Raw genomic sequence first — 24,624 nt, 5'->3', positions numbered from 1 at the left:
GAGCGAAATAATGGATCGGCAGTTTCACCTGCCGCCGCCCCACTCCCCCTCTCCCAGCGTTGGGAGAGGGGGTCGGGGGGTGAGGGCCCATCCCCGCCCCCCACGGAAGGAGCACGAACATGAAGACACTGATCCGCGCCCGTTACGTCATCGCCAGTGACGGGCAGAGCCATCACATCCTCGAGAACGGCGAGGTCGTCTACGAGGGCGACACTATCCTCTTCGCCGGCCACAACAATGCTGAGCCAGTCGACGAAGTGATCGACGCTGGCAACGCGATCGTCGGTCCGGGATTCATCGACCTCGACGCGCTGTTCGACCTCGACTCGACCGTGCTCGGTTTCGACAGCCACCCCGGGTGGGCCAAGGCGCGCGTCTGGGCCAGCACCTACGTCGACCGTGGGCCACGCGATGTCTATACGCCCGACGAGGAGCAGTTCCAGCACGAGTACGCGATGATCCAGCTGCTGCTCAACGGCATCACCACCGCGCTGCCGATCCGTTCGATCCTGTATCGCGAGTGGGCCGAGACCTACGAGGAGAATGCCCGCGCCGCCGAAGCGGCCGCGAAGATCGGCATCCGGATGTACCTCGGGCCGTCCTACCGCACCGGTCTGCCGGTGGTCTACCCGGACGGCTCGTTCGGCATGCACTGGGACGAGGAGCGCGGGCTACGCGGGCTGGATGACGCAATCCAGTTCGTCCGCGACTTCGACGGCGCTCACAATGGCCTCATCCGCGGCTTCCTGCAGCCGGACCGCATCGAAGGCTGCACCGAGGAGCTGCTCACCCGCACAGCGGCAGCCGGCGAGGAACTCGACTGCCCGGTTCGGCTGCACTGCTGCCAGGGCGAGCTGGAGCTCAAGCTCGTCGAGGAACGCTGGGGCAAGTCATCGTTGAGCGTCCTGCGCGACCTCGGGTTCCTCAGTCACCGTGCGCTGCTGCCACACGGCTCGCTGCTCGGCGGGGTGCGACCGACACCGGAGAAGATCGAGACCGAGCTGGGCTGGCTGGCCGACGCCGGCGTGGCAATCGTCCACTGTCCACTGGTCATGGCACGCGGCGGTGGCGCGATGAACTCCTTCCCCTACTACCACGAGCGCGGAGTAAACATCGGCCTCGGCACCGACACGTTCCCGCCAGACATGATTCTGAATATGCATGTGGGGACGATGGTGACGCGCATCCGCACGGGGGGGCCGACTGTCAGCGCAGCCGACTACTACACCGCCGCGACGATCGACGGCGCGAACGCGATCGGCCGGCCGGATCTCGGCCGGCTGGCGGCAGGCGCGAAGGCCGACATCACGGTGTTCGATCTGTCGGCGTTCCACATGGGCCAGGTTGTCGATCCGATCCAGACAATGGTGCTGAACGGCTCAGGGCGTGACTTCACAACGGTCATCGTCAACGGCCGGACGGTCATCCGCGATCGGCAGGTCGACGGTTACGATCTGCGCGCGATGCACACGCAAGCGCAGCAGCAGTATGAAAAGCTGATGGCGTCGTATCCGGAACGCTCGCACCTCCACCCGCCGGTCGAGGAGATCTTTCAGCCATCGTTCCCGACTGTCGGTCGCGGGACGGCGTAAGCGCAGACGGTCGCGGGTCGTGTCCATCTCTACCCGTCGATGCTGGATCGCCGGATGCGGCGAGGCGACGCTCAGCAAGCGTGAGCTTTCTGGTGATGTCGCCTTGCCGCGCTCACGCCCGAGTAAGTCCGACGACGTTCAGTACCGTCTCAGATCCATGCGCGATTGCCCGGTGGTGACTGATCGGTCGAGCTCGTTGACCGCCAGCGTCAGCCTGTTCAGCTCGTCGGTCGAATTCGCCAGCGCGCGCACCATGAGCCATGCAACACCGTGCCGCGAACCCCTGGTCACCCCCGCCTTCGCCAGGCCGGACTGTGTGACCGTGCCGCGCACACAATCCTCGTAGCCATCGTCAATGTGCGGGCCGAAGACAAGGATGCTGCCCATGTGGCTGGCTCCTTCGAGGTAGCCCAGCCCGTCGATGGTCTGGTCGATCTCACTCGGCCGTAGCCGCACATTGTCGGTGCAAACGAGGCCGGCGTGGCCGGCCGCACGGATATCGAGGCGCAGATGTATGCCCGAGTACGTGAACTTCGAGTCATCCGGGTCCCAGCCAGGGGTGACGGCTTCGGCGAAAAACCCCTGGGCATCCGGCGCGGCGACGATTGTTGTGAACTGCCGATAGTCGGCGTCTCGATACGCGATGAGCTGGTCCGGGACATATTCCAGCCGGGAGCCTGAGCCCAACACGATCGTGGTTTCCTGGACTGCCGGCCTGGTGGGTGTCCTGTGGATACGCGTCGCCGCCTGCGATGAAAGAAGCAGGCTGGAATTCGGGCCGAGGTCGATATCGTATCGATACGCTTCGCCGAAGTAGGCCCCGCCCGGGTTCATCACGATGTAGGTGAGCTGCCCGGAGTCATCCAGGTAGAGCGGATGCATCAGCCGGAGGACCCCGTGGCTCTCGGTTATCACCGGTCGCGTCCGGTCGCGGTGGCGCGCCACCTTAACGCGAATGGAGCCGGCAAGATCATCCGGCGCGGCGCGACGGTATCCCAGTGACGCCTCGGTCACGCAAGATCGCTCATCAGCACGTCGTGTTGCAGCCAGTGAATCACCTCATCGAGACCCTCGTCGGTCTTTAGGTTGGTGAACACAAACGGCTTGTCGGTTCGCACGATTTCCGTATCGCGGCGCATGACGTCGAGGTTCGCGCCGACGTAGGGAGCAAGATCCATCTTGTTGATCACGAGCAGATCGGACTTGATCATTCCCTGGCCAGACTTCCGTGGGATCTTCTCTCCCTGGGCAACGTCGATAACGTAGATCGAGAAATCGACGAGCTCGGGGCTGAACGTTGCCGAGAGGTTATCCCCGCCGGACTCGATAAAGAGAACCTCCAGATCCGGGTGGCGTTGTAGCATCTCCTCGACTGCCGCGTCATTCATGGAGGTATCCTCGCGGATCGCCGTGTGTGGGCAACCTCCGGTCTCAACCCCGATGATCCGATCCTCAGGCAGCACACTGGTCGCCGCGAGAATCTTGGCGTCTTCGATGGTGTAGATATCGTTCGTGATCGCAGCCATCGATACATCGATGGCCATTCGACGGGTGATGCGCTCGATGAGCTGTGTCTTGCCGGCGCCAACAGGGCCGCCGACTCCGATTCGAATGACACCGCCGTGAGTCATGATCTCTGCGCTCCCTAACTCATGAATATCCGCGCCCGCAGGCGTTCGTGCTGCATCTGGGCGATCTCCAGTCCGGGGACAACCATGCCCAGGTCGCTGTAGTCGAGTGTGTGTGCTTCCTCGAGCGCGCGCTCTATCCAGGCATGCGCCGCAGTGATGATCTGTTGACCATCGGACTGCCCGATCGGAATGCCTCGAACAGCGTTCTGCGTCAGAGTGGTCACCGTCCCGGTCAGGTGGCCCAGGATCGCATCATCAACGGGAACATTGAAGTGGAGTGTGATGCGCGCAAACTCCAGCGCAGGATGCGCCACCTCGGCCGTCGAGGACGGCGCCCCCAGCGCCTGCTCGCCGATCTTGCGAATCCGCCGGGCGATCGCGACATCTGCGGTCCGTATCTGCGCCGGCAACGTCGCGGCAATGGCACGATCGGCGAGGTCATCCTCACAGACTCCGTCGTAGGCCATCCGCATAAGCAGCGCGTCGGTGTAGGTCAGCTGGGTGGCGACGAAAACGCTCAGCCACTGCGAGAACGTGTTCGCATCATGCACCTCCCCACGAGAGAGATACTGCTCGAATCCGAATGAGTGACTGAACCCGCCGGTCGGGAGGGCGGAGTCGCTCAACTGAAGCAGCAGCGCGAGGGCTCTCAATGCGCGTGCTCGGCATGGCGGAATGGGATCGGCATGATGCGCTGCTGTCGCGCATATGGGACGCCTACAGACTCCAGGTACTGGACTACCGTGTGATCGTACTGAACGACCATGACGTCGGCCTGATACTCCGATTCGGCGTCGAAGAACTGCGCAGGCAAGTGGCGGTTCCCCAGGCTATGGGCAACAACGGCCATCTCCAGGATCGAACGTGGCTGGACGACAATCACATCAGTCGATTCGACCCGCACGACGATCGCATTACCGCCATCCAGGTGCAGGACGTCGCCATCCTGCAGATCAGGCGCATCCGTCGGGAGACGGATGCCGACCTCCCGGTCGTGGTCAGTGCGAACCCGCTGTATCCGCTTGACAAGCTGATCGCTGGGGAGGGTGACCGTCTCGACATGAACACCCGCAGGCAAGGGGGACTCGTGGAGGTTCCCGTAAATCTTCGTAACAAGCATTGCGTTCCTCAATGTGCCTTTCTCGGAGACCCGGTGTCCCGATTGGAGATACCCCGAGCGAGCAACACGTCGTGCCCGACCACCGACGTGGGCGTTACGGCCTCTCGCTCGGGGCAATTCGTATGTTCTCGCTACCCGCAGCGAGCTAGAACAGGAAATACCGCTGGGCGAGCGGAAGTCGCTCGGCCGCCTCCGCGGTCAGAACCTGTCCGTCGATCGACACCTCGAATGTCTGCGGATCAACATGGATGTCCGGCGTCGCAGTGTTGTGCTTGAGGTCTGCCTTGGAGATTGTTCGCACACCATGCACGGCGTACGGATGCTTCGTCAGCCCCAACGACACCGGAATACCGGCATCGAGCGCGGCCTTCGAAACGAAGATCAGGCTGGAATGACCTCGCGCCAACCCATGCGCGGCAAATTGCCGGCGCATCGTTCGCGGCTGCGGCGTCGGGATCGACGCGTTGGGGTCGCCCATGAGCGACATCACGATCATGCCGCCCTTGATGATCAGGTCCGGCTTGACGCCGAAGAACTTCGGATCCCACAGGACGAGATCGGCGAACTTGCCGACTTCGACGGACCCGACCTCGTCGGCGATTCCGTGCGCGATCGCGGGGTTGATCGTGTACTTGGCGATGTAACGCTTGATCCGGTTGTTGTCGTTGTGCGTCGAGTCGCCGGCGAGGGCGCCCCGCTGATGCTTCATCGAGTCGGCAACCTGCCACGTTCGCGTGACGACCTCACCGATCCGGCCCATCGCCTGGGAGTCGGACGAGGTGATAGCGAACACGCCCATATCGTGCAGGACATCTTCCGCGGCGATCGTTTCCTTGCGAATGCGCGAGTCGGCGAACGCAACGTCCTCCGGGATGTCGGAACGCAGATGGTGGGTCACCATCAGCATGTCCAAGTGCTCGGCGATAGTGTTCCGGGTGAACGGCAGCGTCGGGTTCGTGGAGGCGGGCAGCACGTTCGGCAGGCCGGCGATTCGGATGATGTCAGGCGCGTGTCCGCCGCCGGCGCCCTCAGTGTGGAACGTGTGAATGACGCGGCCAGCGATCGCATCGATTGAATCCTGAACAAACCCGGATTCATTCAGCGTGTCGGTATGAATGGCGATCTGGATATCAAACTGGTCGGCCACCTTGAGCGCGGTGTCGATGGATGACGGGGTCGCGCCCCAGTCCTCGTGGATCTTGAGGCCGATCGCGCCAGCGTAGATCTGCTCGCTCACCACGGCGGTGTCAGATCCGTGTCCCTTGCCAAGCAGGCCGATATTTATCGGGAGATCATCGGTCGCCTGGAGCATCCGGTGGATCCACCATTCGCCGGGGGTCACTGTCGTGGCCTTGGTGCCCTCCGCCGGGCCGGTGCCGCCGCCGATCAGGGTTGTCACCCCCGAGGCGAGCGCCGTGTCGATCTGATCCGTTGCGATGAAGTGAATGTGGGTATCGATGCCGCCAGCGGTGAGGATCTTTCCCTCGCCGGCAATGATCTCGGTGGCGACGCCGATGACGATGTCGACACCGTCCTGGGTGTCAGGGTTACCGGACTTGCCGATCGCGAAGATACGTCCATCTCTCAGCGCTACATCAGCCTTGTACACACCCGTGTAGTCAACGATAAGGACGTTCGTGATCACGGTGTCCGGGATGCCATGCGCTCGCGTCAGACGCGAGTTCTGCCCCATGCCATCACGAATGGTCTTTCCGCCGCCGAAGACCGCTTCCTCACCGTAAATCGCCTTGTCATCCTCGACCCGGGCAAAGAGGTTGGTGTCCCCCAGGCGCACAGCGTCGCCGGTGGTGGGGCCGTAGAGCTCGGTGTACTGGCGTCGCGACAACTTCAGGGTCATACTGTGGCACTCCTAACTCTCGTTGACTCCACGGTCAGTTGGACGCATTCGACGCATCGTTAGATCCGGATTGTTGCGTCCCGGTGATGCGCGTGTTGAATTCGTTGCGGAATCCGTAGACATCGCGTGTGCCACCGTATGCGACCAGATTGACTTCCCGCGCGTCGCCGGGTTCGAATCGAGCAGATGTGCCGGCCGGAATGTCGAGCCTGAAGCCAACGGCCTTGCTGCGATCGAACTGAAGGAATGGGTTGACCTCGGCGAAGTGATAATGCGAACCGACCTGGATCGGGCGGTCGCCAACGTTCTTCACCTGCAAGCTGACAGTCTGAAGCCCCTGGTTGATCCAGATCGGCTCATCGTTGAGGATGATCTCGCCGGGCTGGGCGACATCGGCTGTCGAGGCCGACGATTCGCCGGCAGCCACCCCGCCACGAATCGGCTGGTGCACCGTAATCAGCTTTGTGCCGTCCGGGAATGTGGCCTCGACCTGAATAACCGGGATCAGGCCGGCCACGCCCTCCATGACATCATCATCGGTCAGGATGGTCGCGCCATAGCTCATCAGGTCAGCGACGGACCGACCGTCACGAGCGCCCTCGATCAGCTCGCATGTGATCAGCGCGATCGCCTCGGGATGGTTGAGCTTGACGCCGCGCTCGCGCCGCCGTCTCGCCAGGTCCCCCGCCACCACGATCATCAATTTCTCTTGTTCTCGAGGTGTGATACGCACGATTCCTCCTCCATCTTGTCGCAATCAAGGTGCAGGCGGTCGACCGTGGGGATCTTCCTGGATCGCGCCGATCGGTGGTCAGCCGCACGTGATCGCGACGACTAGTCCCTAACACGAACCTGCGTGCATCAAGCCCGCCGGTGTCCGATAACCAATAATCCCCTTCAAGCAGCGCATGACGCGCAATGCAGGCGGGCGATTGACCATCATTAGTCGCAAGCCACAGAGGAAAATTGGTGTCAGAAACGGCGGCAACTGCGATCAACCATACCATTCGGCGCTGGTCGCCGCCGTTGCCGCGCGATCTGAAACCCGCGAGCGTTACCCCGCTGGCGCCGATGGACTGAGCCGATTCTTCAGCGCAACGTGAAGCTTGTTCTGATACGCGACCGCTGCAAGAACAACGACGACACCAAGGATCTGCAGGGACGACGGCACCTCGCCGAACATGAATCCGGCGATGAACACTGTCGACACCGGGCTCAGCAGTAGCAGCCCCGCGACGATCGTCGGGTCCATACGAACGGAGCCGTACTGAACGAATGTCCAAGCCATCGCCTGACCTGCCGTTGCCAGGATGATCATCCAGAACCAGTTCATCGCGGTGATCGGATCGCCAACCGTCGTCTCAGGATTCATCGGCAACTTGCCGCTGATCATGACTCCATGGGTCAGGTCGAAACCACGATCGGAGAACAGCAGGATGAAGAGCACCGGCGCGACGAGCTGGGCAGCGCACACCCAGGCCATCGGTTGGAGAATCCGGCCGGGGTTCACTGTCGTCGACTTACGACTCGTGTAGAGGTAGATGCCGTAGCAGACGCCAGATACAGCGCCCAGAATAGTGCCAAGCACAGCGATGTTGATGCCGTAGACGGTCGCCGGTCCCTCGCTGGGCGCGGCGTCGAAGATCCCGCCTGTGAGAGCCACACCCAGGATCATGATCGGGACAAGGACAAAGAAGCTCTTCGGCGCATGGTACTTGTCGAAGATCATCGCCAGCGCGGGCAAGATGATAATCTGGAGATTCAGCAGAACGGATGCGATGCCTGCGCCCACGTAGAAGATCGAGTAGTTCCACGCCGTGAAGTCGATCCCGAGAAAGAGGCCTGCGACAACGGCGAGAATCACGCCGGTCTTGTTGAGCGACCCCAGCTTCTGTCGTTCGCGCCAGGCCAACGGCAGGAGCACGAACAACGCGATGCCGACGCGGAGAATCGCGGATGTCGCAGGCTCGAAGTTCGCTTGCTTCACCCATGGCGCGGTGAAGGCCAGCGCTGCGACACCGATCATCAGGATCGTTACTGCCCGGGTGAAGCTGCCTGACTCCTTCCCGGAGATATCCCACTCCTTTTCGTGGTGCTCATCACCCTCGAGTCCGCGTGCGTTCGACCCCATGAGACGCATCCCCCTTTTCCACCCAGACACGCAATTGAGAGCAAGGCACCGGGTGTGCCGAAGCGCATCGTGCTAGCCCCCCTTGCCTGCACGATCATGCTGCTCACCACTCGTGTCACCAAGGCCCGATCGGGCCACATGAGAATCTCGAAAGCATAGCGTGGACGTCGCAGTCCTGCCAGCCTGAATTCGGCAGCGACTGCGGGGGACTGGTGATCTCAAATTGAGATCGACAACCCGCCCTGAACTATCACCAGCCGCCTCCTGGCAAGCTCTTCCGCACGCCGAAATTTGCGGACTCGTCGCATTCCGGTGTTGCGCTGAGGCAGCGAGCCGGCCCAACCCGAACACCCGTGACCAGAACGACGAACCCGTCTATCATCCACCCAGCGACCGAAACGTAAGCAGCAAGGGAACTGAATGAACGCGAATAACAGCCAGCGCAGACCACTCACCCCCGACGATATCCTCCATATCCGCACGATCGATGACGCTCAGATCAGCCCCGACGGGCGTCTGGTCGCCTACGTCGTCAAACGCTCGATCCTGACCGATGCGGAAAACCGCTACGCGTCCGACATCTGGCTGGTCGAGACCGCCGGCGGCACGCCCCGCCACCTGACAGCAGGCGACAACCGCGACACGAGCCCGCGCTGGCTACCGGACGGCGACCGCCTCGCGTTCATCTCCGACCGCGGTGGCGCCCCACAGCTCTACTTGCTTGACCTGCGCGGCAGCGAGCCGCGCAAGGTGACGAGCTTTCAGCGGGGCGTCTCATCGCCGGTCGTTTCGCCGTTAGGCCGGCGGGTTGCCGTACTCAGCAGCGAGGGGCACGGGCTGATCGACCGCGAGCTGAACGCGCCGGGTGGCGTCATTCGGCATGTGAAGCGACTCCAGTACCGCTTCGACGAAGCTGGATATATCGACGATCGCTTCAGCCAGGTCTGGGTCGTTGACCTCGAAACGGGCGACGCCGCGCGAGTGACGGGGGCGGACGCCAGCGCCGGAATCCCCGCCTGGTCGCCAGACGGTAGTCGCATCGCCTTCGCCAGCAATCGGCAGGACGAGGCGAACACCATGTTCCGATCGCAGCTCTACGTCGTCGATGCCGAACAGAGCCTGAAGAGCGGGGAGACGGACGGGGCCACGTCGATCAGCGAGGGATCGGCGATCGCGGCTGGGCCGGCCTGGTCGCCCGACGGAACGTCGATCGCCTTCATTGGCCGCCGGCCGGAAGCGCGCGCGGGTGGCAATGCGGGAATCTTCCTTGCGCGTCCCGACGAGACGGCCCGGTTGCGCTGCCTGACCGAAGGATTCGACCGCAGCCCGGCGACCGGCTCATACAGCGACACGTGGTCCCCCCGCGACCATACGCCGTTGCTGTGGACCGCAGACGGCAACAGCGTGCTGTTCACCGCAAGCGACATGGGGAGGGTCAATGTCTTTCGGTCTGCGGTTGATGGCAGCGGGGTGACAACAGCCATCGAGGGCGACCGGACGGTCGGCTACGTCTCTCAGGCCCGCGATGGCCGGCTCGCGTTCGTCGCGGCGACGTTCACCAACCCGTGCGACATCCATACGTGCGCTGGAGACGGAAGCGAGGAACAGCGGCTTACCGAGCTGAATGGCGCGCTGCTTCGGCAGATTGCCATCCAGCAGCCAGAGTATCGGCCGTTCACGTCATTCGACGATCGCTTCGAAGTGGACGCATGGCTGATTCGCCCGGCCGGCTACGATCCCGCAAGACGCTATCCGCTCGTCCAGATCATCCACGGCGGGCCGCACTCGATCTTCGGCCATACGTTCTTCTTCGACATGCAGCAGTGGGCCGGGGCGGGGTGCAACGTCCTGTTCGTCAACCCGCGCGCCAGCCAGGGATACGGCGACGAATTCGCCACCGCCAACATCGGCGACTGGGGCGGGGCCGACTGGCAGGAGCAGGAGCAGGCGCTCGACATGGCGATTGAGAACGGCGGGGTCGACGCAGATCGGCTGGCAGTGACCGGGCTGTCCTACGGCGGCTTCATGACCAACTGGATCGTCGGCCAGACCGATCGCTACAAAGTTGCCGTCAGCGAGAACAGCATCTGCAACCTCGTCTCATTCTTCACCACCTCCGACATCGGCTGGTACTGGCTGGAGCCGGAGATGGAGAAGCCGGTCTGGGAAAACATGGGTTGGTACATGGAGCATTCCCCGCTTCATTATGTCCAGCACATGAAGACGCCGGTGCTCTTCCTGCAAGCCGAGACAGACTGGCGCTGCCCGATCGAGCAGGGTGAGCAGCTCTACACGGCGCTGCGCGCCCGGGGTGTGCCGGCCGAGATGGTGCGCTTCCCCGGCGAAAGCCACGGGCAGCTGGCCCAGGGCAAGCCCCGCACCCGCCTCGTCCGCCGTCAGGTGACGTGGGACTGGATGAAGGGCTATCTGGAGGGCTGAGGCGACCCGGGCGACAGTGGGCTGCCGGCCTGGCCGGCAGCCAGCGCCTCGGCACAGGCGATCGGGACCGCCCAGTCTTCGGTGTCGCCCTCGATGTCCCACCAGGCAGAGAGGACAGCCTGAGCGATGCCCCAGCCGCGCACTCGCTGGCGGTCGAGATCCAGCCGCTCGGAGAGAAGATCGACGCGGCGCGAGAGCAGGCTCGACAGGTTTGGCCACGTCGCAATCTCGGGGATCGGGTTTCGCAGAAGCGCGCCGATCTCATAGGCTGGCTCGCCGACAATCCCCTTCGGATCGATCGCCAACCACGGCTCGCGGGTCGCGGAGAGGATATTCTCGTGGTGCAGATCACCATGCAGGACGACCTGAGTCGACATCGACGGCAGCAGCTCCGCGAACAGGGACTCGGCGCGCTCCACCAGCGCGCGTGGCAGCGGCCCGACCCCACCGTCAAATCGCTCGCGAAGTCCCGCGAGGCCTCGCGCCCAGTCAGCGACGTTGCGGAACCCATGCGCCGCCGGCGGTAGCTGCCAGAGTCTGGCCATCACTCCAGCCGCGATTTCCATCGCCGCATCGTCGTCCGCGATCGTCCGTAGCGTCGCACCAGGCTCAAGCCTCTCCAGGAGGGTCGCGCCGAGGTCACGATCTGTGTCCAGCAGCCGGACCATCCCGCGCCCGTCACAGAGACGCAGCATCGCGATGCCCGAGTGAGCCTCGTCGTCCGGGAAGCCGACCTTCAGCATCGCGACGGTTCCATCCTGCCGCACGGCCGGCGCAACCCAGGCAAGTGACAGGTTTGGGACCGGAGGGCCAACAGACAGACGCCACTCTTGCGCGACTCGCTCAAGAATCCCCGGCAGGCGCAAGAGCCAGTCATCGGCAGCGGCGGCGCCATAGACCCCGCGCATGCGCCGCTTGAAGGCTGGCGGGATCGGGAATGGGTATGAGGTCACCGCTTATCCTGCCGGCCGGCCACGGCGATGGCGGGGTCGGCGGTCGGAGCAGCCGTGCGTCGGTACGATTCGGGCGCAAGAACCGCGAAGGCGAGGCCGGCCGCCACAACCAGGATCGCAGTGCCGTAGAGCGCAACCTCGGTCGAGAAGAGATCGGCGGCAAAGCCCAGCGACAACGGGCCAGCAACATAGCCAAAATCGGCCAGCATCCTGTATGTCCCCATCGCCTGAGCATTCATGCCCGGCGGCGCCATGTCAGCCGCGTAGGCAGTTGGCGCGGCGGCTGCGATCCCCGAGGCGAACGCCCAGACTGAGCAGGCGAGGATGAAGGTGAAGAAGCTGGTTGCCATCGCGAAAGCCAGTAGCGCAACGCCGCTGATCAGCGTGCTCGGCACAATGACCATTTTGCGCCCGATGCGATCCACGAGAACGCCACTCGGATAGGCCAGAAGAAGACCCATGATCGAGATCATCGCCAGGCCGACGCCGATCTGGCCGGCCGTCAGCCCGATCTTGTTCTGGGCCAGAGTCGGGATCAGAGTAAACAGCCCACCTGTGCGGGCGAAGAAGGTCGCGAACGAAACGATCGAGATCAGCAGAAAGCCGATCTGCGCCGTCAGCACTCGCAACTGCGTTGCGAACGGTAGCGGCTTGCCGCCCACCTGTGGGGCGCCATCGGCACGCAGATCGCGAGTTTCGGGAACACGAAACCAGGCCAGCGCGGTCACAAGCGCGCCCAGCACCGCGTACACGTAGAACGGCGCCGCTAGCGAGACGTATTGCGCGAGGAAGCCGCCCGGCAAGGGGCCAAGCCCAACCGCGAACATGAACGTGCCCATGTAAACGGACATCATTCGGCCACGGTTCTCCGGCCGGGAAATGTCGGCGATCATCACTTGCGTGCCAGTGATAACCATCGCCGCCCCCGCGCCGGCCACAAACCGACCAGAAAGGAAGATCATATAGCTCGGAGCTAACCCGCAGATGACATTGCCGAGGACAGTCACCACACCCCCGAGCGCAAGCGCTTCGCGCCGGCCAAAACGGTCCGCGATGACCCCGGTCGGGACGTTCAGCAAAAAACGGGCAAGTCCGTAGATGGCAATCGTCAGCCCGATCGCTGTCTGCGACACGCCGAACGACTCGGCGTAGAGCGGCACGACCGGAACAATGCTGCCGAAGCCAAGCTGGTTGAACCCGATCAGGACACAAACCCAGATCAGGATGCGGTTACGCTCGTACAGCCCACGGATGCCGGATTTCTCTTCCGCCGGACTGCGCCCGCCGGGGAGCCCGTCGATGACCATCGACCCACCTTCCCTCGATTCAGGCGAGGATAGCGCCTGTCGGAGCGCGACGCTAGAGCCAGTATCAGACAACGCGCATGCGGTTACGATAGGGATCAGGTAGAACACCGTCGTTCGCGGTTTCATCGAAAGGGGCTGCCACCAATGCGACCATTCCGCCTCTTTGCCACCACCGGCTCCGCCGTCGTCCGACTCGATATTCATGACGATGGACGCGTCACGACAGCCACGTCACTCGACGGGTCCGGCGCACAGTGCATCGCTGTCGATCCAGTGGATCCGGATCGGGTGTTTGTCGGAACGTTTGACGCCGGAATCTATCGCACCCGCGATGCGGGCGGGTCCTGGGAGCGTGTCAGCCACGATCTCCCCCACAAGCGCGTGCTCTCGATCGCCATTTCACCGAGCCGCCACCTGGACGGAGCGCGGGCAGTCTACGCCGGAACCGAGCCAAGCCAGCTGTATCGCTCCGACGATGATGGCGAGAGCTGGGACGAGCTATCGACCCTGGCAGAGCTGCCGAGCGCGCCAGGCTGGTCGTTCCCTCCTCGGCCATGGACCAGCCACGTCCGCTGGATCGCGCCACACCACGACGATCCCGACCTGCTCTTCGTCGGCATCGAGCTCGGCGGCGTCATGCGCTCGACCGATGGAGGCGGGACATGGGAGGATCGCAAGCCCGGCTCCTACCACGACTCACACGCCGTCGCGACCCACCCGCGCGCGGCCGGGCGAGTCTACGAGGCGGCCGGCGGTGGAGTCGCTCTGTCGGAGGACAGAGGCCAGACCTGGCGCGAGGTCGACGGAGGGATGGATCGCCACTACGTCTGGGGGCTGGCTGTCGATTCAGCCGACCCCGACCTCTGGTACGTCTCGGCGACTTTCTCGGCGCGCAACGCTCACCGCTCGGACGGTCAGGCGAACGCGCACATCTACCGCAAGCGCGGTGACGCACCGTGGCAACAGCTCGGCGGCCTGCCCGACCCACTGCCGTCGATGCCATACGCGCTGCTCTCGCTCCACGACCGCCCCGGCTCGCTCGTGGCGGGGATGCGCGACGGCGAGATCCTGCTCAGCGAGGACGCTGGCGACACGTGGAACCCGCTCGACGCGCGACTGCCCGCACTCCTGGCGCTTGGCGAGGCCCGGCACAAGCGGCCCTATTCAGGCAGCGCCTCCCTGTAAAACGCGACGACATCCTTGCGGAATTGCGTCCGGCAGGCGTCGTCGATGTACATCATGTGGCCGGCCTCGTAGGGGGCGTAGTGGATGTCCGCGTGCCGCGACGGCTCCAGCCCGAGGTGGTTCATCGTGTACTGCATCGCGTAGTACGGCGTTGCCAGGTCGTAATAGCCATAGTTGACGAGCACCTTCAGATGCGGGTTACGGTGGAACGCAGTGCGCAATGGCGCGGTGGTGTCGAGATAGCCGTTGCGGACGGAGTCGTACTTCCACTTCTCGATGACGGTTCGCGACATTCCCTCGTAGTTCAGATCACTCTCGTACTTCAGCGCATCTCGCAGGTAGTCGTTGACCATCGCGGTGAATGGCGCGCCGGGATGGACCATGCTCGGATCGACGTCCGGCGTCTCGGTAACAGCCAGCGTATCGACTCCGGTGAAGCGACTGTCGAGCCGGCCCACCGTCCGCTTCTCGTCGCGCAACAGCTCCTTGCAGAACCGCATGATCTGGATGCGCAGGTTGCTGTTGTCGACGAAGCGCGGCTCGAGGCCGGTGTAGTCGGACACGCGTCGGATGACATCGGATCGTTCCTCTGCGGAGATCGCGTCACCTTTGGCTAGCGCCAACAGGTAATCGCCCGTCGCGTACTCCTCGACCTCAGCGAGGAAGTCGGTCAGGTCGCGCGACTGGTGCGCGTCGGAAAGCCGCTTGTGGTACCAAGCGGTCGCCGCGAACGACGGCAAGAACAGGCTATAGGGGAGATCGTTGAGCCCAATCGCCCACATGTCGAGCGTCGCGTACGAGAGCACCGCCGAAATGAGCGAGATACCGTTCAGCGCGATGCCACGCTCGACCAGGTGGCCGGCCAGGCCGGCGGCGCGCAGCGTGCCGTAACTCTCGCCAGCCAGGAACAGCGGCGACGACCAACGTCGATAGCGAGTCAGGTAGAGCCGGATAAACTCGCCGACCGACTCGATGTCGCCCTTGTAGCCGTAGTACTTCTCCGCCAGCTCCGGCGTCGCCGCCCGGCTGTAGCCAGTGCCGACCGGGTCGATGAAGACGAGGTCGGTCTCGGTGAGCCACGTCTCGTCGTTATCCACAAGCCGGAACGGCGGTGGCGGCATCGTGCCGTCCGCGTTGAGGTGGGCGCGCTTCGGCCCGAGCGCCCCCATATGCAGCCACACCGACGATGATCCCGGGCCACCGTTGAAGGCAAACGTCAGCGGCCGCAAGGCGTCGTCGTCTTCTCGCTCGAGCGTATAGGCGACGAAGAAGATCTGCGCCTCGATCTCGTCTTTCGCATTTCGAAGCGGCATCAACCCTGTCGTAACGTCGTACGCGATCTTCTGGCCGCGGATCGTCGCCTCATGGCGCGTCTGGACCGGCGTCTGCTCTTTCAGCTCACGCCCGGCCGCCTCGCCAACTGCTTTTGCCTGCTCGTCGCCCGCCATGAATCTCATCCTTCCCTGCTTGCGTCACCGTGTCGTCAACTGCGACGACGCTGGCCGACTGTGCCGGCTGGTGCTACCGCTCTATACTAGACCCTGATCTGCCTGTCCGGCCCGATCGGCTGTCGGCTTGCTCCGGCCTCCGGTGGCGGACCGTCGTGGAGAGAATGTCACGTCATGGCTTCGATCGCAGGGATGCGCGCCGCTCGCGCGCGCACCGGCGCCTGGTCCGAGATCGACCCGTTCATCGTCGTTCTCGTGATCGTCCTCAACCTCTTCGGCCTGGTTACCATCTGGAGCGCGACCGGCGGGGATAGCAGCCTGCTGCGGTCAGAGGTGACCCGCCAAGCGTTCTACTTCGTCTCTGGCATGGTTGCGATGTTCGCCTTGGCATCGGTGAACTACAAGTTCCTGAAATCGTTCGCTGCTGTGGTCTATCTCGCGTCGATCGCCCTGCTCGTTGCCGTGTTTGCCATCGGAACGACGATCGGTGGTTCCACACGCTGGATCTTCCTCGGGCCACTGTCATTCCAGCCATCCGAAGTCGCCAAGCTTGCGACGATCATCGCGCTCGCCGCGTTCATCAGCGAGCGACATGACGAGATGGACCGGCTGTCGAACTTCCTGATCTCGATCGCCATCGCGGCCGTCCCGATGGGTCTGGTCTTCATCCAGCCCGATCTCGGCACAACCGGGGTCTTTGCCGCGATCTGGCTCGGCATGATTCTGATGTCGTCGACGCGGCTGCTCTACATCGTTGCGCTGTTCTTGCTGGCGATTCCCGGCGCGGTATTCGCCTGGTTCAGGCTACTCCAGGATTATCAGAAGGACCGACTGCTGATCTCGTTCGACCCAGCCCGCGATTACTTTGGGCAGGGGTACAACATGATCCAGGCCCGGATCACGATCGGCTCGGCCGGCTGGTTCGGCCACGGCCTGCGCGGAGGCAGTCAGGCGGAGTTCGAGCTCCTGAAGGTTCGCGAGACCGACTTTATCTTCGCCCACGCGATGAGCATGTTCGGCTTCGTTGGCGGGATCGCGTTGTTCGTCGCCTTCATGCTGCTGTTCTGGCGAATGCTTCGCGCGGTTTCGATTGCCCGCGATACGTTCGGCCGGCAGATGGCGGTCGGGATTACGACGATGTTCTTTTTCCAGACCTTCGTCAATATCGGAATGAACCTGGGCATCATGCCGGTAACCGGGTTGCCGCTGCCGTTCATCTCGCTCGGCGGCACCTCGCTGTTCTTCACCCTCGCCTCGTTCGGGATCATCCAGAGCATTATCATCAACCACCGAAAGTTCGGCTTTCGGTCGATGTGACGCTCGTGGCGAGTCTGCCTCGGCTCGCCACGTCACGTATACTCTGAGGTGTACGGACATCTGCGCGGTCGGCCACTCTCCCGCCGCGACTGCCCAACGGAGACGGACCAGCAATGTTCCCCGCATCAGGCGACGACTCATCCGGCCGGGGTCGGACTCAATCGCTCTACCGGAAGTACCGGCCGGCCAGCTTCGATAGCGCCGAGCTCGTCGGGCAATCTCACATCAGCGACACATTGCGCAACGCGATCACCCACAACCGGATCGCACATGCGTATTTGTTCTGTGGCCCACGGGGCACCGGCAAGACCTCGACGGCGCGGCTGCTGGCCAAGGCGGTCAACTGCCTCGATCCCGACCCGGCCAATCGCCCCTGCAATACCTGCGATGCCTGCCGGGCGGTCAATGAGGGCCGGACGACCGACATCGTCGAGATCGACGCCGCCTCGAACCGCGGCATCGACGATATACGCGAGCTCCGCGAGCAGGTGCGCTACGCGCCGTCGCAGTTGCGGCACAAGTTCTACATCATCGACGAGGCGCACCAGATCACGCCGGCAGGATTCAATGCCTTCCTGAAGACACTCGAGGAGCCGCCGGCCAACATCACCTTCGTGCTCGCCACGACCGACCCGGATAAGCTGCCCGACACCATCGCCTCCCGCTGTCAGCGCTTCGATTTCCGGCGCATCCCGCGCGAGCCGATGGTCGAGCACATCCGTGCCATCTGCTTGAAAGAGGGGCTGGCGATCGATGATGAGGCCATTGAGATCGTCGTCCGCCGCGCGACCGGTAGCCTGCGCGATGCGCTCAGCATGGTTGACCTGCTGGCGACGTCCGCTACGTCGACCGAGACCGGCCGGATTGATGTAACGCTGACGCGCCGAATGCTCGGGATCTCGGCCGATGGTTGGGCGCTCGACCTGGCGACCGCGCTGGCAGACCGGGACGTGACAGCCGGGCTGGCGATCATTGGTCATGCCTCCGACGCCGGCCAGGACATGCGCTCGTTCGCCCGGCAGATCGGCGAAGTGTTGCGACTCCTGTTACTCGTCCGAGCGGGAGCCAATCCCATCGAGGCCGACGGTCGGGTGCGCGAGCTGGCCGGCCGCTTCGAGCTGGCCGAGCTCCTTCACATCAACGAGCGTTTTAGCGAGCTGGACTTCAAGGTCCGCACGGCCGGTCTTGCGCAGCTGCCAATCGAGATTGCTGTCGTCGGCGCGCTCGTCGAGCAGCCCGCGGTCGTCCAGATCGCCCCGCAGCCGGAGCAGCCCCGCGCTCCAAGACCCGCCCCGCAACGCGCCGCTCCGGCTTCTGCCCCACCGTCGAGCTGGACGACACCTCCCGCCGAAGCGCCGTCGCGTAGCGCAACCCGCGCGAGCGAGCCGCCTCGCGGCGACGCGCAGCCGGCCACGCCGATCAGTCAGCCACAACGAGGGCAGCCCACCAGCAGCGATGACCCGCTCACGCATATCCGTGGGAATTGGGACCGGGTTCGGGCCGAAGTCAAGACAATGAACGGTAAGGTCGAGGCGCTCCTTCGCGAGAGCGATCCGGACCACATCGCCGACGGCACGCTGTATCTGATGGCTCCGTATTCGTTCCACACGAAGATGCTCAACGACCCGGCCGCGCGCGAGGTCGTCGAAACGGCGATCGCCCGGATGACCGGGATACTGCTGCAGGTCAACACGCTCTTACGCCCCGAGCGAGAGCTGGGCGCCGCGCCACCGCGGAAGATGTCGCCCGCGCCGCGCGCAGCCGCCGCGCCATCGCCAACCGAAGCCACGGCGGAGATTGCCGAGACGCCGAGCGAAGGCGGCATGGCTGAATCCGCTGGCGACTATCGCGTCGACCGCGCCAGGGCGATCTTCGACGCCTCGGATATCGACCCCGACGAGCTGACAACGCTGCGCTAACGTCAACCGTCAGCGAGACGCAGCCGAGAAGAGGCTGGTCGACTTCTTCGTCGCGTCATCGTAGCGCTGAAGAATGAACGCGCCCGTGCCGGTGTAGACGGTCGGATCGTCGCCTGCGGGAGCGCCAACGCTGACCGCCCGCCATGTCAAACCTTGAGTCGTCCACCACATGTCGGCAACTCGGTAGCCAACGGCAACCGGGATGTGCGTCAGTTCCGCGCCGTCGATCGTCAGCATCCAGAGCGACTGAAACTGCAAGTCGCCGCGATTGCCAGGAGCGAAGACCGTGAAGGCAAGGGAACGTCCATCTGGCGAGGCACTGAGCGACAGGACCTCGGCGGCTGGAGCAAATTGCCCGGAGCTGAGGAGGAGCTCAAGCGCGGTCCCGTCGGCCGCGACTGTGAAGATCGATCCCGGCACGTCGCGCCCGCCGCCGATCGCCTGCTGGACAAACGCGATCCGCCCACGACCCGGCAGCCATGTGAACGTTTGTATCGGGATGTCGCCAATGATGATCTGCGCGGGCGCCCCCAGCGGCGCGATGAACATCCCTCGCGCGTCACCCGCGGCAGTGAGGAAGGCGACCCCGCTGCCCCCCGGCGCCCACGCTATCGCACGGCCGGCCGGGTCGGCCCCGGCGCGAACAATCCGCTCGACCGCAACCGGATACTGATCCTCGTCCGCTGGAACCTGAAGGACACCGATCGAACCGTCGGCGAATGCCACCGCCAGCTTCGTCTGATCCCACGACCAGCTGAGCGCGACGATTGGCGACGCGGCATCCGGCCCGGCAGTCGGGGCGGGTCCGTAGAGCGGGACGCTCAGGATGCCATCTCCGCGAACAATCCGGACTTCCTCTGTCGTGACCTCGCCGCGCTTACTGTAGATCACCGTCATAGCCCGGGTGCCGTCGGGCGCCATGACCCACGGACCCAGCACGAGATTGCGGGTGACGTGGACGATGCGTCCTCCCGACTGAGCCTGCCAGAGATCGCTCTGATTCAGAAAGAAGAACTGGCCGAGATTCGGCATCGTTGGGCCGGGAAGAAGGAGCGCGCTCATTGCCGAGGTGACAGTCGGCGTCGGAGTCATGACCGGCGCTGGCGGCACAGTCGGCGCTGGCGCTGTCGACGTCGGCGCGACCGGCGTCGGCGTCGGGTTGGCGTCACCGCGACAGCTCGCGAAGATCAATACGGCCACAAGGGCAGCGCCGAGCCACCAGCGCGCGTTGTGCAAGCGGATGTGCAAACTACTGCCAGATCATCGAGTCGGCGGGTACAATCGGCTGTTCGGTAGAAGGAGCCGTGGTGGATCATCGTCCGCGGGATCAGATGGCCCAGGAACCATTGTATAACACCCGCGCCGTCGCTCGGGGCACCGGCGTTCATCGGGTTGCTGGTGACGCTGTCGAGATCATTCCCAGAGTCGAGCGGGCTATTCTGGCTAACGATGAGTGGTAGGCATCTGCTAGCGTTGTTACACTCGCCACGATATGGATCAGACGACACCAGGTCACGGCGTCCGGCATACCCGGGCGCGGGAGGACAGCGCGTGAAACTTGACCGCGATACCGTCGAGCACATCGCCGCTCTCGCTCGAATCGGCCTCAGCGAGGACGAGATCGAGCGCATGCGCGAGCAGCTCTCCAGCATCCTTGAGCATATTGCCTCTCTGGAAGATGTCGACACCGACGATATCCCGCCGACTGCGCAGGTCATCCAGATGCAGAACGTGATGCGCGACGACATCGTCCAGCCGTCACTGCCACGCGACGTCGTTCTGGCCAACGCGCCGCGATCCGAGGATGGATACCTGAAGGTCAATGCTGTCCTGGATCAGTCCTGAATCTTGATGCCGGCCGGCCGTACAGCGGCCTCGCCCGATAGCCGCAAGTGGAGCCTGCCATGACAGAGCTGACGAGATTGACGATCGCCGACGCGCGGCGAATGCTCGATTCGCGCGAGATCACCGCGACCGAGCTTGCTGAGGCGCACATATCGCGCGCCGAGCAGGTCGAGCCGACGATCCGCGCGTTCATCACCCCGATGTTCGAACAGGCGCGCGCGATGGCAGCCAACGCCGACGCCGCAATCGCTCGGGGCGAATCACAGCCACTGACCGGCATCCCGATCGGGCTAAAGGACATCCTCTGCACAATCGATGCGCCAACGACTGCCGCGTCGAAGATGCTCGATGGCTACCGCCCCCCATTCGATGCGACTGTCGTCGAGCGCATGCGCGCGCAGGGCGCGGTCTTCGTCGGCAAGCTGAACACCGATGAGTTCGCGATGGGCTCGTCGACCGAAAGCTCGGCGTTCTTCACGACACACAATCCGTGGGATCCCGAACGTGTGCCGGGCGGGTCCAGCGGCGGCTCCGCCGCGTCGGTGGCGGCCGGCGAAGCGATGGCAGCGCTCGGCTCCGACACGGGGGGCAGTATCCGCCAGCCAGCCGGCTTCTGTGGTGTCGTAGGGTTGAAGCCAACCTACGGCCGCGTCTCACGCTGGGGACTGATGGCGTTCGCCTCGTCACTCGACCAGATCGGCCCATTCACCCGGACTACCGAGGACGCGGCCATTGTCCTCGGCGCCATTGCCGGCCACGACTCACGTGACTCCACGTCGGCGCAGATCGAGGTTCCCGACTATCGCGCGTCGTTGACCGGCGATATCCGCGGAATGAAGATCGGGATCGCCCGGGAATTCAGCGATGTCGACGGTATGGACCCCGGGGTAGCCGCGGCCTGCGAGGCGGCCTATGCCGAGTTCGAGCGGCTCGGCGCCAAGCTCGTGCCGGTGTCGCTTCCCTTCTCGAAATACGCCCTGCCCACGTATTACATCACCGCGCCGGCCGAGGCCAGCGCCAACCTGGCTCGACTCGATGGGATCAAGTACGGCTTTTCGGTCGATGGTGGGAGCGTCATCGACTCCTACCTACGAACCCGGGGCGAGGGATTCGGGCCAGAGGTCAAACGCCGGATCATGCTCGGCACCTACGCGCTTGCGTCGGGCTATTACGACGCTTACTACGTCAAGGCGCAGAAGGTCAGGACACTCATCAAGCGCGACTACGACCGGGCGTTCGAGGATGTCGATGTCATCCTTGCGCCAACGTCACCGACCGTCGCCTTTCGCATCGGCGAGCGCGCTGACGACCCGATTCAGATGTATCTGTCGGACATCTTTACGATCCCGGCGAATATGGCCGGCCTGCCCGGCATTGCCATACCCTGTGGATTCTCCGACGGGATGCCAGTGTCGCTGCAGGTGCTTGGCCGGGCGTTCGGCGAGCCCGAGACGCTACGCGTGGCGTATGCCTACGAGCAGGCGACCCAGTGGCCAACGATGCCGGACTCGATCGCGCCGGTTACCGGCGACCCGCGATGACCACACGGGCCAACTCCCTCAGCGAGCTGTTCGATCAGCAACGCAACCGCCTGGCGATCCTGCTCGTCCTCTTCGTCGGCGTCTACTTCATGGTCGCATTCGGCGAGCAAGCATGGCGGGCGCGCCAGCTTCAGGCCGAGGCATCAAGCCTCAGCACCGCGATTGCGAAGATTGAGCGCGGCAACCAGTCGCTGCAGGCCGAGCTCGACTCGTATTCGAACGATAGTTACACCGCCTATGTGGAAGCGCGAGCCCGCCGCGACCTGAACCTCGCCAACCCTGACGAGACCGTCCTGCTGATTCACTGGCAGAATCCACCACCGCCGGCCGTGCAACAGTCAATGGCGCCCACAAAGAGGACCGACGAGCCGAACTGGCGACGCTGGCTCGACATCTTCTCGGGCCACTAGGCCGTCAGACAAGCGCGAGGACTGCTGTCGCGACCCCCATCACCCCGGTCGCCAACAGCAGCGCGAGCGTCAACCGCCGAAATCCATGCGCGGTGAGATGTCGCGAAATCCGGTTGCCGACCACTGTTCCCACTATTGCGGCCGGGACGAGCGACACTGCTATCCGCATGTCGCCGCGACTCAGCGCGCCGCTCCCGATCAGAATAGGGAGTCCGGCAACCGAGATCAGCACGAAGTAGGCTGAGATCGTCGCGCGAAATGCGTCTTTCGTCAGGCCACGGGCCGCGAAGAGCATGACGATCGGGGGGCCAGAGAGCCCGGTCGAAGTCGCCAGCGAACCGCTGGCCAGGCCGGCGAATGTCACGATCCACCAGCGCCGTCCGCCAGACGGCTGAAAGCCAGCAAGCAGGCTCACCGAATAGATACAGACGATCGCGCCCGCCGCGATCTTCACCACGACGGGATCGACGAGCGCCAGGATCCGCGCTCCGGCGACCATCCCCACTAGCGCGCCGGGAAGCAGCGCGAGAACAAGACGACCCTGAAGCTCGCGCCGGCCACTGACGACAACCAGCCAGCTCGTCGCCAGCGAGATACCAAACGTCAGCGCGACGATCGTGCTCGGCTCGTACAGCAGCAGCAGTGGTGGGACGCTGACCAGCGCAAAGCCGAAGCCGGTCGTCCCGAAGATAGCTCCCGAGAATGCCACGACGATCATCGCAAGGAGCAGCGTCGAATCCACTCATCCCCCATCGTGAAGCCGGGAGGCTACGGTATCTCGATCCTCTGGTATTCTGCCGCGACAAGCTCCCATGCTACCGGTGGGACTATAGCGAGTTGAAGGAGTAGCGCGACAATGGTATTGACACCCGAACAGATCGAGCAAGCGAACAAGGGCTTTCATCCGCTGCTGAAAGAGGAGCAGCCATACATCTTCATCGACTCGTGCATGCAGGTCTGGCCCGACGCCGACTTCCCCAACGCCCACCTCCACGGCGTCACCGCGTACATGTTGACCGTCTGGGATCCGCATGCGTCGGCCGAGCAGGCGATGGAACAGGCCATGTTCTGGCATCTCGTCGCCCGGCGCAATCCGAACATCACGATCGCCGAGACGGCCGGCGACATCCGGCAAGCCAAGGCGGACGGACGGGCGGCGTTTGTCCTCGCTGCCCAGGGCGGCGACTTCATCGGCAACAAGCTGCACCGCGTCGAGGCATTCTGGAAGCTCGGTCTGCGAATGATGCTCCCGGCCTACAACTCGACCAATCTGATCTGCGACGGCACGCTCGATCGGACCAACAGCGGGCTGACCGGCTTCGGCCAGCTCGTGGTTGACGAGTGCAACCGCGTCGGCGTGCTGCTGGATTGCACCCACATCGGCAAACGCGCTTCGCTGGACATCCTCGAACGCTCGACGAAGCCAGTCGTCTTCTCACACTCCAACCCCAACGGGGTCGTGCCAAATCCGCGCAACATCGACGACGATCAGATCACTGCCTGCGTCGCGACCGGCGGAGTCGTCGGGCTGGCGCCGTGGGGACCACTCGTAATGAAGCCCGACACGAGCCACTGGCCGACGGTGGATGACTTCATCGACCATGTCGATTACCTCGCCAACCTGATTGGAAACACCGATCACATCGGCGTCGGCACTGACATGTCGCTGGGCACCTACCCCGACCATTGGCACGATCCCTGGGGCGAGCCCGACTATGCGGATGTCGCCGGCCGCTACAGCAGCCTGATCACCGCGAACGTCCGCTCCCCGATGCGCGCGCTCGACGGTTGGTGGAACTACCCACAAGTCACGAACTTCATCGACCGCCTGCAAGCGCGCGGCTATTCGGACGACGATGTCCGCAAGATCCTCGGCGAAAACTACTTGCGCGTCTTCGAGCAGGTCTGGGGCTAGCCGCCGAGTGCCG

At 63.9% G+C, this 24,624-nt stretch carries 22 protein-coding genes; 10 read left to right on the top strand and 12 right to left on the bottom strand.

Going from position 1 to position 24,624, the window contains the following annotated elements; genetic code table 11:
* Positions 1-119: 119 nt before the first annotated feature.
* The gene (locus tag V9F06_04205; GenBank protein MEI2616835.1) at positions 120-1,592 is read left to right on the top strand and encodes an amidohydrolase family protein; all 1,473 of its coding nucleotides are present in this window, start codon (positions 120-122) and stop codon (positions 1,590-1,592) included.
* Between the two features lie 138 nt (positions 1,593-1,730).
* Here the strand turns inward: V9F06_04205 and V9F06_04200 are convergent, their stop codons facing one another.
* The 7 genes from V9F06_04200 to V9F06_04170 all read right to left on the bottom strand — a co-directional run bounded on the left by V9F06_04200 (position 1,731) and on the right by V9F06_04170 (position 8,332).
* Positions 1,731-2,606 carry an urease accessory protein UreD gene (locus V9F06_04200; GenBank protein ID MEI2616834.1) on the bottom strand — a complete coding sequence of 292 codons (876 nt, stop codon included), beginning with the start codon at positions 2,604-2,606 and terminating at the stop codon, positions 1,731-1,733.
* Positions 2,603-3,223 carry an urease accessory protein UreG gene (gene ureG, locus V9F06_04195; protein MEI2616833.1) on the bottom strand — a complete coding sequence of 207 codons (621 nt, stop codon included), beginning with the start codon at positions 3,221-3,223 and terminating at the stop codon, positions 2,603-2,605. The genes V9F06_04200 and ureG overlap by 4 nt, the downstream gene beginning before the upstream one ends.
* Positions 3,224-3,237: 14 nt before the next feature.
* Positions 3,238-3,876, bottom strand: coding sequence for an urease accessory UreF family protein (locus tag V9F06_04190; GenBank protein ID MEI2616832.1), 639 nt, complete (start codon positions 3,874-3,876; stop codon positions 3,238-3,240).
* On the bottom strand, positions 3,873-4,343 hold the full coding sequence (gene ureE, locus V9F06_04185; GenBank protein ID MEI2616831.1) for an urease accessory protein UreE: 471 nt from the start codon (positions 4,341-4,343) through the stop codon (positions 3,873-3,875). Before ureE ends, V9F06_04190 begins: the two co-directional genes overlap by 4 nt.
* Positions 4,344-4,488: 145 nt before the next feature.
* Complete coding sequence (gene ureC / locus V9F06_04180) at positions 4,489-6,201, bottom strand: urease subunit alpha (protein MEI2616830.1); 1,713 nt, start codon at positions 6,199-6,201, stop codon at positions 4,489-4,491.
* 34 nt (positions 6,202-6,235) lie between these two features.
* Positions 6,236-6,934, bottom strand: coding sequence for an urease subunit gamma (locus V9F06_04175; GenBank protein MEI2616829.1), 699 nt, complete (start codon positions 6,932-6,934; stop codon positions 6,236-6,238).
* 321 nt (positions 6,935-7,255) lie between these two features.
* The gene (locus tag V9F06_04170) at positions 7,256-8,332 is read right to left on the bottom strand and encodes a DMT family transporter (protein MEI2616828.1); all 1,077 of its coding nucleotides are present in this window, start codon (positions 8,330-8,332) and stop codon (positions 7,256-7,258) included.
* A 420-nt stretch (positions 8,333-8,752) separates the two neighbouring features.
* Here V9F06_04170 and V9F06_04165 point away from each other — a divergent pair, with 420 nt between their 5' ends.
* The gene (locus V9F06_04165; GenBank protein MEI2616827.1) at positions 8,753-10,771 is read left to right on the top strand and encodes a S9 family peptidase; all 2,019 of its coding nucleotides are present in this window, start codon (positions 8,753-8,755) and stop codon (positions 10,769-10,771) included.
* On the opposite strand, the gene V9F06_04160 is transcribed toward V9F06_04165, so the two are convergent.
* Both V9F06_04160 and V9F06_04155 read right to left on the bottom strand, forming a co-directional pair.
* A complete protein-coding gene (locus V9F06_04160; GenBank protein ID MEI2616826.1) occupies positions 10,756-11,724 on the bottom strand; it encodes an aminoglycoside phosphotransferase family protein in 969 nt (322 codons plus the stop codon). The two genes, V9F06_04165 and V9F06_04160, sit on opposite strands and share 16 nt — an antisense overlap.
* Positions 11,721-13,031 carry an MFS transporter gene (locus V9F06_04155; protein MEI2616825.1) on the bottom strand — a complete coding sequence of 437 codons (1,311 nt, stop codon included), beginning with the start codon at positions 13,029-13,031 and terminating at the stop codon, positions 11,721-11,723. Before V9F06_04155 ends, V9F06_04160 begins: the two co-directional genes overlap by 4 nt.
* A 144-nt stretch (positions 13,032-13,175) precedes the next feature.
* Between V9F06_04155 and V9F06_04150 the strand changes: the two genes are divergently transcribed.
* On the top strand, positions 13,176-14,216 hold the full coding sequence (locus V9F06_04150; protein ID MEI2616824.1) for a hypothetical protein: 1,041 nt from the start codon (positions 13,176-13,178) through the stop codon (positions 14,214-14,216).
* Here the strand turns inward: V9F06_04150 and V9F06_04145 are convergent.
* Positions 14,192-15,664, bottom strand: a complete 1,473-nt coding sequence (locus V9F06_04145; GenBank protein ID MEI2616823.1) for a hypothetical protein — start codon at positions 15,662-15,664, stop codon at positions 14,192-14,194. The two genes, V9F06_04150 and V9F06_04145, sit on opposite strands and share 25 nt — an antisense overlap.
* Before the next feature lie 174 nt (positions 15,665-15,838).
* On the opposite strand from V9F06_04145, the gene rodA reads away from it, so the two are divergent.
* Both rodA and dnaX read left to right on the top strand, forming a co-directional pair.
* Positions 15,839-16,981 carry a rod shape-determining protein RodA gene (rodA, locus tag V9F06_04140; protein ID MEI2616822.1) on the top strand — a complete coding sequence of 381 codons (1,143 nt, stop codon included), beginning with the start codon at positions 15,839-15,841 and terminating at the stop codon, positions 16,979-16,981.
* A gap of 113 nt (positions 16,982-17,094) precedes the next feature.
* On the top strand, positions 17,095-18,900 hold the full coding sequence (gene dnaX, locus V9F06_04135) for a DNA polymerase III subunit gamma/tau (GenBank protein MEI2616821.1): 1,806 nt from the start codon (positions 17,095-17,097) through the stop codon (positions 18,898-18,900).
* 9 nt (positions 18,901-18,909) lie between these two features.
* Here dnaX and V9F06_04130 read toward each other — a convergent pair whose 3' ends face one another.
* Complete coding sequence (locus V9F06_04130) at positions 18,910-20,148, bottom strand: hypothetical protein (GenBank protein MEI2616820.1); 1,239 nt, start codon at positions 20,146-20,148, stop codon at positions 18,910-18,912.
* Between the two features lie 59 nt (positions 20,149-20,207).
* On the opposite strand from V9F06_04130, the gene V9F06_04125 reads away from it, so the two are divergent.
* From V9F06_04125 to V9F06_04110, 4 genes are all read left to right on the top strand, one after another.
* Positions 20,208-20,360 (top strand): hypothetical protein, encoded by a 153-nt coding sequence (locus V9F06_04125; protein ID MEI2616819.1) that lies wholly within the window; start codon positions 20,208-20,210, stop codon positions 20,358-20,360.
* A gap of 91 nt (positions 20,361-20,451) precedes the next feature.
* On the top strand, positions 20,452-20,745 hold the full coding sequence (gene gatC / locus V9F06_04120; GenBank protein ID MEI2616818.1) for an Asp-tRNA(Asn)/Glu-tRNA(Gln) amidotransferase subunit GatC: 294 nt from the start codon (positions 20,452-20,454) through the stop codon (positions 20,743-20,745).
* A gap of 59 nt (positions 20,746-20,804) precedes the next feature.
* The gene (gatA, locus tag V9F06_04115) at positions 20,805-22,286 is read left to right on the top strand and encodes an Asp-tRNA(Asn)/Glu-tRNA(Gln) amidotransferase subunit GatA (protein MEI2616817.1); all 1,482 of its coding nucleotides are present in this window, start codon (positions 20,805-20,807) and stop codon (positions 22,284-22,286) included.
* The gene (locus tag V9F06_04110; GenBank protein MEI2616816.1) at positions 22,283-22,696 is read left to right on the top strand and encodes a septum formation initiator family protein; all 414 of its coding nucleotides are present in this window, start codon (positions 22,283-22,285) and stop codon (positions 22,694-22,696) included. The genes gatA and V9F06_04110 overlap by 4 nt, the downstream gene beginning before the upstream one ends.
* A gap of 4 nt (positions 22,697-22,700) precedes the next feature.
* Here the strand turns inward: V9F06_04110 and V9F06_04105 are convergent, their stop codons facing one another.
* Entirely contained in the window at positions 22,701-23,438 is a 738-nt protein-coding gene (locus V9F06_04105) for a sulfite exporter TauE/SafE family protein (protein ID MEI2616815.1), read from the bottom strand.
* A gap of 114 nt (positions 23,439-23,552) precedes the next feature.
* On the opposite strand from V9F06_04105, the gene V9F06_04100 reads away from it, so the two are divergent.
* The gene (locus V9F06_04100) at positions 23,553-24,611 is read left to right on the top strand and encodes a membrane dipeptidase (GenBank protein ID MEI2616814.1); all 1,059 of its coding nucleotides are present in this window, start codon (positions 23,553-23,555) and stop codon (positions 24,609-24,611) included.
* The last annotated feature ends 13 nt before the right edge of the window (positions 24,612-24,624 follow it).

The sequence above is a fragment of the Thermomicrobiales bacterium genome (assembly GCA_037045155.1).
Lineage (GTDB): Bacteria > Chloroflexota > Chloroflexia > Thermomicrobiales > CFX8 > JAMLIA01.
This window is presented reverse-complemented; position numbering and strand designations above follow the sequence as displayed.

Bases quoted from the DNA above. Each gene is read 5' to 3' on its own strand.
- V9F06_04205 (MEI2616835.1), top strand. From the start codon at position 120: ATGAAGACACTGATCCGCGCCCGTTACGTCATCGCCAGTGACGGGCAG.
- ureG (MEI2616833.1), bottom strand. From the start codon at position 3,223: ATGACTCACGGCGGTGTCATTCGAATCGGAGTCGGCGGCCCTGTTGGC.
- ureE (MEI2616831.1), bottom strand. From the start codon at position 4,343: ATGCTTGTTACGAAGATTTACGGGAACCTCCACGAGTCCCCCTTGCCT.
- ureC (MEI2616830.1), bottom strand. From the start codon at position 6,201: ATGACCCTGAAGTTGTCGCGACGCCAGTACACCGAGCTCTACGGCCCC.
- V9F06_04170 (MEI2616828.1), bottom strand. From the start codon at position 8,332: ATGGGGTCGAACGCACGCGGACTCGAGGGTGATGAGCACCACGAAAAG.
- V9F06_04165 (MEI2616827.1), top strand. From the start codon at position 8,753: ATGAACGCGAATAACAGCCAGCGCAGACCACTCACCCCCGACGATATC.
- V9F06_04155 (MEI2616825.1), bottom strand. From the start codon at position 13,031: ATGGTCATCGACGGGCTCCCCGGCGGGCGCAGTCCGGCGGAAGAGAAA.
- V9F06_04150 (MEI2616824.1), top strand. From the start codon at position 13,176: ATGCGACCATTCCGCCTCTTTGCCACCACCGGCTCCGCCGTCGTCCGA.
- V9F06_04145 (MEI2616823.1), bottom strand. From the start codon at position 15,664: ATGGCGGGCGACGAGCAGGCAAAAGCAGTTGGCGAGGCGGCCGGGCGT.
- rodA (MEI2616822.1), top strand. From the start codon at position 15,839: ATGGCTTCGATCGCAGGGATGCGCGCCGCTCGCGCGCGCACCGGCGCC.
- dnaX (MEI2616821.1), top strand. From the start codon at position 17,095: ATGTTCCCCGCATCAGGCGACGACTCATCCGGCCGGGGTCGGACTCAA.
- gatA (MEI2616817.1), top strand. From the start codon at position 20,805: ATGACAGAGCTGACGAGATTGACGATCGCCGACGCGCGGCGAATGCTC.
- V9F06_04110 (MEI2616816.1), top strand. From the start codon at position 22,283: ATGACCACACGGGCCAACTCCCTCAGCGAGCTGTTCGATCAGCAACGC.
- V9F06_04100 (MEI2616814.1), top strand. From the start codon at position 23,553: ATGGTATTGACACCCGAACAGATCGAGCAAGCGAACAAGGGCTTTCAT.